The organism is Paenibacillus sp. F4 (genome assembly GCF_002894905.1).
Classification (GTDB): domain Bacteria; phylum Bacillota; class Bacilli; order Paenibacillales; family Paenibacillaceae; genus Paenibacillus; species Paenibacillus polymyxa_B.
The window spans coordinates 63,646-70,906 of record NZ_POVS01000016.1 but is presented as its reverse complement, the minus strand read 5'-3'; the positions used below and the strand labels follow the sequence as shown (position 1 = coordinate 70,906).

Annotated in this window: 6 protein-coding genes; all 6 read right to left on the bottom strand. The window is 47.2% G+C overall.

The window, feature by feature from the left end; genetic code table 11:
* Positions 1 to 42 precede the first annotated feature (42 nt).
* The 6 genes from C1T21_RS18635 to fabI are packed head-to-tail and all read right to left on the bottom strand — an operon-like array spanning position 43 to position 6,928.
* Positions 43 to 450 carry a 3-hydroxyacyl-ACP dehydratase FabZ family protein gene (locus tag C1T21_RS18635; protein WP_025721676.1) on the bottom strand — a complete coding sequence of 136 codons (408 nt, stop codon included), beginning with the start codon at positions 448 to 450 and terminating at the stop codon, positions 43 to 45.
* 4 nt (positions 451 to 454) lie between these two features.
* Complete coding sequence (gene fabF, locus C1T21_RS18630) at positions 455 to 1,696, bottom strand: beta-ketoacyl-ACP synthase II (protein WP_103049297.1); 1,242 nt, start codon at positions 1,694 to 1,696, stop codon at positions 455 to 457.
* Between the two features lie 23 nt (positions 1,697 to 1,719).
* Complete coding sequence (locus C1T21_RS18625; protein WP_103049296.1) at positions 1,720 to 3,420, bottom strand: thiamine pyrophosphate-binding protein; 1,701 nt, start codon at positions 3,418 to 3,420, stop codon at positions 1,720 to 1,722.
* The gene (locus tag C1T21_RS18620) at positions 3,417 to 4,640 is read right to left on the bottom strand and encodes an aldehyde dehydrogenase family protein (protein WP_103049295.1); all 1,224 of its coding nucleotides are present in this window, start codon (positions 4,638 to 4,640) and stop codon (positions 3,417 to 3,419) included. Before C1T21_RS18620 ends, C1T21_RS18625 begins: the two co-directional genes overlap by 4 nt.
* A 44-nt stretch (positions 4,641 to 4,684) precedes the next feature.
* Complete coding sequence (locus tag C1T21_RS18615; protein ID WP_103049294.1) at positions 4,685 to 6,145, bottom strand: class I adenylate-forming enzyme family protein; 1,461 nt, start codon at positions 6,143 to 6,145, stop codon at positions 4,685 to 4,687.
* A gap of 12 nt (positions 6,146 to 6,157) precedes the next feature.
* Positions 6,158 to 6,928 (bottom strand): enoyl-ACP reductase FabI, encoded by a 771-nt coding sequence (gene fabI, locus C1T21_RS18610; protein ID WP_013308164.1) that lies wholly within the window; start codon positions 6,926 to 6,928, stop codon positions 6,158 to 6,160.
* Between the last annotated feature and the right edge of the window lie 333 nt (positions 6,929 to 7,261).

Here is a 7,261-nt window from a genome sequence, read left to right as displayed (position 1 = left end):
TCAGGAGGACAAAAGGACAGTTTAACGTGCGCTTCCACCCCGTCATTGATCCAGTGAAACGATTTCTTCCGCCTCAACCACCAATCGATCCCCTACGGAAGCCCGACCGCTTCCGAGAATATAGCCCCGCCGACGCTTGATCACTTCAAAATAGAGATCAATTCGGTCTCCAGGCTTGGCCAAGCTGTGGAATCGAATTCCATTGAGGTTAGTCAGGTATGAAATGCCTTTTTTATCAATCGCAGCGAATGCCGCTAATTGTGCAAGCGACTCCACAATCAACATAGGAGGCATGTATGGGTTAGTGTCAGTAATGAACCACTCACTCCAGGTGACAAGCTTGTATCCCTTCGCCCATTGCGACGTTTCGTACCCGGTCACGCCATCCAACAGAAGAAATGGGTACCGGTGCGGAAGCACATCCGGGATATGGATTAGCTCTTCGCTCACAGGCTTATTCCCCTTCCCACTTGCGAACAGCAAGGCAGACGTTGTGCCCTCCGAAACCAAATGAATTGCTAATCGCCGCGCGGACCTCGCGTTCCTGATATACATGCGGCACAAAATTCAATTCAGGAGCTTCAGGATTATCGCAATTGAGTGTCGGTGGTACTTTGCTGTGAATCATGCTCTGCACAGTCGCAATTAATTCGACTGCCCCTGCACCGCCCATTAAATGACCAGTCATGGATTTAATAGACGATATCGCCAAACGGGGGGCATGCTCCCCGAATACTTTTTGAATAGCATTAATCTCCATACGATCATTAAATGGCGTACTCGTACCGTGGGCATTGACATAGTCGATTTCCTGCGGTGTTAAGCCGCCATCCTGCAGTGCGATGTTGATCGCTTCTGCCGGACCGGAGCCAGAGGGATCTGGAGCCGTGATATGATACGCATCAGTTGTGCATCCGTAACCCACAACTTCGGCCAGAATGGTGGCTCCGCGGTTCAAAGCATACTCCAACTCCTCCAGCACCAAGACTCCTGCTCCTCCACCGATGACGAATCCATCGCGATCCACATCAAACGGACGACTAGCCTTCTGCGGCTCTTCATTACGTCTGGAGAGAGCATGGATATTCGCAAAAGATGCCAGATCAAGCTGACTAAAATTGGCTTCTGCTCCACCGGCAACCACGACATCAGCCGTGCCGTACTGGATCGTACGTAATGCCTCACCAATGGCATTACTTCCTGTGGCACAAGCCGTAACCACAGCAAAAGAAGGCCCCTTGGCCCCAATAGCAATGGAGATTTCACCAGGTGCTGAATTAATCATCATCGAGGAAACAAAATAAGGAGAAACTCTTTTGGGACCAAGCTTTGTTAATTTCCCATAGTTCTCCTCTATAACGTCGAGGCCGCCTGCTCCAGAGCCGACGATAACCCCCACGCGACTTGCATTCCGCTCATCAATCACTAATTTTGATTGCTCCACTGCCTGGCGGGCAGCTGCCAAAGCAAACTGAGTAAACTGTGCCACTTTATTAGCTTCCTTCTTGCTCATATATTGCAATGGGTCAAAGCCCGTAACCTGTGCACCGATCTTTGTCGGAATGTCCACTGTATCGAAAGCAGTGACAGGTCCGATTCCGCTTTTTCCTTCCAACAGTGAATTCCAGAAATCCGTAAGATTAAGCCCGACCGGCGTTACAACTCCCTGTCCAGTCACTACAACACGTCTTCTCACTGTATCCACGTCCTTCGTTGAAATTAATTCTTGGAAGCCTGTTGCTCGTAGAGAGGAAAGTCGCCATACACATGACTGATTTTTTCATGCACATCCGCAAGATCAGCATATACCTCGACGACCACAAGCTTGTTCTCCTGATACTTTTGCCAAGCAAGCTGAAGCTGTTCCCGTGCCTCTCCCTTACTCCGAATTGCAAGGCTTTCCACAAACTCGTACTGAGGAATTTGAATTCCTGTCTTGGCCGCCTCAGAAACAAACGGGAGAGACTGCCCTGTGAGATGCTTATAATTCATCTGATTCTGTAACCAACCATACCCACCATTATTGAGTACGAGATAGATTAACGGTATTTGATACTCCACCGCCGTCATAAAATCCGAACAGAAGAGATTGAACGCACCGTCACCTACAAGTGCCACTACTGGACGTTGTGTCGCCACGCTTGCCCCCAGAGCAGCCGCCGCACCGAATCCAAGACTTGTTTGATCACTAGGAACAATCGAAAGAGAGCCGTGGGCAAAGCGAAAATATGGATAAAAATAGGACCACATATCCTGCAATCCATTCTCCTGAAGAAGCACCAGATTTTCAGGGAACTCCGTCTGAATCATATCCAACAGCTCAGGAACGTGGATTCCAGGGGTCTTTTTCAGCTCTTCCAGATAAATAGCCCTGTGAGAAAAAGCCTCCTGTTTACAACTCCTAATCGTTTCAAGCCACACTCCATCAGGCTCCTGCCCGCGCCGTTCAAGCCACTGCTCCACCGCTTCATATCCATCACCAAGCACCTTGATACCCCTGTATTCGTGTGCAAAATCCTCCAGATTTACATTGACTTGAATCAAAGGTGTATCCTGTAGCAAAATATCCCACTCGAAAGTAGCCGTTTCTTCCAAACGACTGCCCAGTGTGATTACCACATCAGATTCCTTCCAGATTTGTCTTAGACTAAGATCCGTATAGAGTCCCGCAACACCACAGAAGAGTTCGTGGTCTTCATTAACAACACCCCGTCCCGAGGCGGTTGCGAACAAGGCCGCTCCATGTTGGTTAGCAAACCGCTCAATCACATCACCTGTACCTGACTTCATTCCGCCTCCGACTAGAATGAGTGGCCTGCGGGCGTTCTCAATAATTCCCCACGATGCATCCAACTCCCGACGAGACGGAGAGCACGACAGCTTTTCTGGTGGGGTAAACTGAAACCCTGTTGGCACAGGCTGGTCCATCAGGTTTTCAGGGAGTTCGATATAGACAGGACCCGGTGCTCCATTGATAGCCAAAAAGGCAGCCCGCTCCATCGCCCATACAAGCCGATCCACATGCTCGACACGATAAGCCCATTTTACGAGCGGCTTCACGAGTGAGATTTGATCGGCTTCCTGAAAGGATCGGGTACCCAGCTTGTCTCCTCCGGTACCAAGCGCCAGAAGCAGGAGCGGAGCGCCCAGGTTTTTGGCTTCCAACAGCCCTGTGAGTGTATTACTGAGCGCAGGGCCTTTCCCCACAACACACACGGACATCTGGTTGGTGGTGAGCGCATAACCTGCTGCCATGAACACAGCATTACGTTGATCTTTACACAGAATAAAATCCATACCGGATGAGGGGAGTGACGATACGATTTTGAGATCATCACTTGGTAATCCAAAGAGATGCTGAATCCCAGCCGATTTTAAGTACCCAATGATGGCATCCCAGGGAAAGAAGCTCGCAGTCATACCAAACTCCTCTTTTCCGACAAATATTCTGCGACAATTTCTGAAATCAAGATCGGCTTCGAAATGAGCTTGAAATCATAAAAAATATAGTTCGACATCGTGCCGTAGCCACCAAAAGGCTTATTGCCTTGATCCACATCCTCAAGCGTCTGATTAATGGTCAATGTGTGCTTCTTTCGTAGAACGTCAGTCAGGTGCTCCGATCCGTATAAGCTGCAACCCATTGCACGTTCACTGAAATAACTGGAGGAAATACGTTTGATCAATTGCTCGTCGTCTTGGTAGCTAACTACATTGAAGACTGGCGAAAAATACTCAATAATCTCCAAATTCTGATCCAATTCACTATATACAACCGTTGGCTCCATCTTTTTTGTACGGAAATCAATGCCGCCGCCGTAAATAATAAACTTATCGTTCGTATTGAAATATTCGGAAACCGAATATAGCGTGTCTTTATAGAATATAGGGGTATAGTTTGCGTTCGGATCATCGTTGGCACCAAACACGAGTTGGTCAAGCTGTTGAATCAGCAGATCTTTGAAATGCTCACTCACATCTTGATGTACCAGAATGATGTCGGGGCCTAGGCAGTCTTGTCCAGAGTTGAACAATCTCATTCGAATCACATCGGTAACCGCCAGCTCCAGATCTGCATCAGGCCCGATGATGAAAGGATTTAGCCCTTGTCCGTAAAAAATGTAGAGCTGATCTTTTCGAATCTGTTTTTTGATCTTCTCTGCATTGGTATAGCTCCCGGTGAACACCACAATATCAGCTGGCATAACGGAATTCTCCATAAACACCTTCTGGCTAACTTTACGAATATAGATGGGTAATCCATGTACAGCCTGAAGCTTTTCATGCAGCATGTTGACGTACTCGTTTACGTGAGAAGAAGGGCGAAAGTCTATATTTTCAACGTACAGGGACGGAATCAAGAGGTATAATGCATAGGAGTACAAAATGACGTTGGAAGGCATGAATACAGCCATAGATCGTTGCCAGCTTGGCTGATAGGTCTGCACTTCTTGCAGAGCACCTTGAAGTGTGAGGATCGTGGAGTCAATTTCTGCATTAGCAGCCCGATAGGATGAAAATTGCGTGAGAATATCCATCACTTCCTGCCGATTTTCAATCAAATAATTGAGGCATTTCAGAATAGATTCATGCCTTTTCAAAAACAGTGTGTTTTCTGCCAACTCTGGATTTATACTCATGGCACATTCTCCCTTTCCTATATGCGGTTTTGGTAAATATTTTGCTATACTTTGCGAGAAGCAACTTTCTCCAGGGCAATACGCTCCATCTCCAGACGATCTACTTTTCCATTGCGATTTAAAGGAAAATGGTCGAGCGGAAGCAAAAGATCGGGAAACATGTATGAAGGGAGTACACGATTTATTTCTTTGCGGAGTACAGACAAGGCTTGCGAGGATTCACCTTCGATGAATGCAACAAGCAATGTCCCTTTAGCCTCATCCTCCAAGGTGATCACGCAGGATCGGTAACCAAGCGAACCAATCCGGTCCTCAATATAGACCGGAGATACCATGTAGCCCATCCGGTTGACCGTCTTACCGCTGCGACCAATGACATACAGCATTCCGTCATCCAGATAGCCGAGATCCCCCGTCTTGAACCAGCCGTCCTGTAGAACGGATTGCGTCAGGTCTGGACGATTCAAGTAACCTTCCATGCATCCAGCACTGCGTATCCACACTTCGCCTACGATACCGTCTGCCTGCTGGTTGCCTGCAGAATCTAGTATTTTCAAATCCACACCAGGTAATGGTAGGCCACAGCCCTTCGGACACTCTAGCGTGCCCAGCGTAACGTTGCCCAGTTCAGAAAGGCCGTAACCATTCAGCAGGGGCTGTCCAAATATGTTGTTAAATTTCTCTTCTAGATCTTGGGTAAGTGGAGAACCGCCTACGCACCACATGCGCACCGGAGCTTCCTTGACCATTTCCAGTTGTTCGGGTTTTCGGTTTAGCATACGCAACAAGGTGTAAAAAGCAGAGGGGTTAGCGTCTACGACCGTCGCCCGGTCTTTCGTAATACTTGCAATGACGCTCCAGAGGTTTTTGGGATTGCAGATGATGAGAGAACATGAGGTTAACCACCAGGAGAAAATAAGTGAGATTCCATAAAAATGAGAAAAAGGCACAACGGGGAGCATATGGTCAGACGGTAGGTAGTTCATGGCGTGTATGGAATGCCTGATATTCTCCATAAAAGCTGAACCAGCTTTCACGATTCCCTTGGGTTTTCCCGTCGTACCTGAAGAATACAGAATGAGCGCATCTGACCTCTCGCACCACTTATTAAAGTCGAGGGCTTCAAGCTTTGGCTCTCCCACCCAATCCGGGTGTACTGCTTCTTCTTGAATCAGATCTTGAATCAGAATAACGAGAGCATGAGGAAGTTCTAAATCGGAATCCGTAAGGATGCAACAGGCACCCGCTTCATCATAGATTTGGGCAACCTCATCGAGCACAGTCTGCTCGTCCACCACAGTCACCGAAACAGCAATATTACACAGGGAAAACAGAGACACAACAAACCAATAGGAATTGGCCGCTTTCAGAATCACTCTACCGTCTTCGGGAATTCCTCTGAGCGTCAACATCCGGGAGAAGATCGTAACGTCTCGCTCCAGACGCTCCCTAGTCATAATTCCTTCAGGTGAGATAATACGGCAATCCGTATGCGTAATAAGCACAACGTTCCCTCCTTACATCCCCGTAATATGGTATCCAGCATCTACATGGATAACTTCACCCGTAATGCCTCTCGATAAATGGGAAAATAGGAATAACGCCGTATCTCCGACTTCTGACGTATCAACCGTCTTGCGTAGGGGCGTAGTTTCTTCAATATGTTTGAGCATTGTGTTAAAATCTTTAATGCCATAGGCAGCCAAGGTCCGTATCGGACCAGCGGAAATCGCATTTACGCGAATGCCATATGTGCCCAGATCATTCGACAGATAGCGCATGCTGGCTTCCAGTGAAGCCTTCGCCACACCCATAACGTTGTAATTTTTGATCGCTCGTTCTGCGCCAATATACGTCATGGTGACGATACTTCCACCCTCTGTCATCAGTGGGTATACTCGACGGGATACAGCAGCCAGAGAATAGGCACTGATTTCTTGTGCAACGGCGAATCCCTCGCGAGAAGTGTCAACGAACAAGCCATCCAAATCCTCAGCCTTAGCATAGGCGACACTGTGAAAGTAACCATGCAATACGCCTACTTTTTCTTTTAGAAAATCTGCCAATGCATCAAGCTCTTCATTGCTTTGTACATTACAAGGACAGACCAGTGCTCCCGGAATGGTTTCAACGAGCTTTAGTACCCGCTCTGCAACCCTCTCATTTTCGTAAGTAAAAATGAGCTGTGCTCCTTCAGCAGCTAAAGATTGAGCTGTCCCCCAGGCAATACTCCTGTTATTAGCCACGCCCATAATCAAAATGTTCTTACCGCTCAGTAGTACTGCCACAGAAACCACCTTTCTTTTTTACATTTTTAAACAAAATAACAACTTAATTGCGTATGTCTACATTTATAGACATATGTAATCTTTCCTGGAATATTATCGCGTTAATTGCCAAACTTAGATAGGCGACGTTTTAGGCAAATCACAAAATTTATTTTAAAATTTGTGTGAATGGGTAGAACACTACTCCGCAGTTGAGTTCAGCTGGAATCCCGAGACCAATTTTTTAAAATTCCAAGCACTTCCATACTAGACCCATAAATTCGTCTTACAACGATCCTTCTTACTAAGGCCTGGAAAACACAACGTGTATGCTGTCTGTCATCCCACAAGAAA

Coding starts and splice junctions, on each gene's coding strand:
- C1T21_RS18620 (WP_103049295.1), bottom strand. CDS start 4,640: ATGAGTATAAATCCAGAGTTGGCAGAAAACACACTGTTTTTGAAAAGG.
- C1T21_RS18625 (WP_103049296.1), bottom strand. CDS start 3,420: ATGACTGCGAGCTTCTTTCCCTGGGATGCCATCATTGGGTACTTAAAA.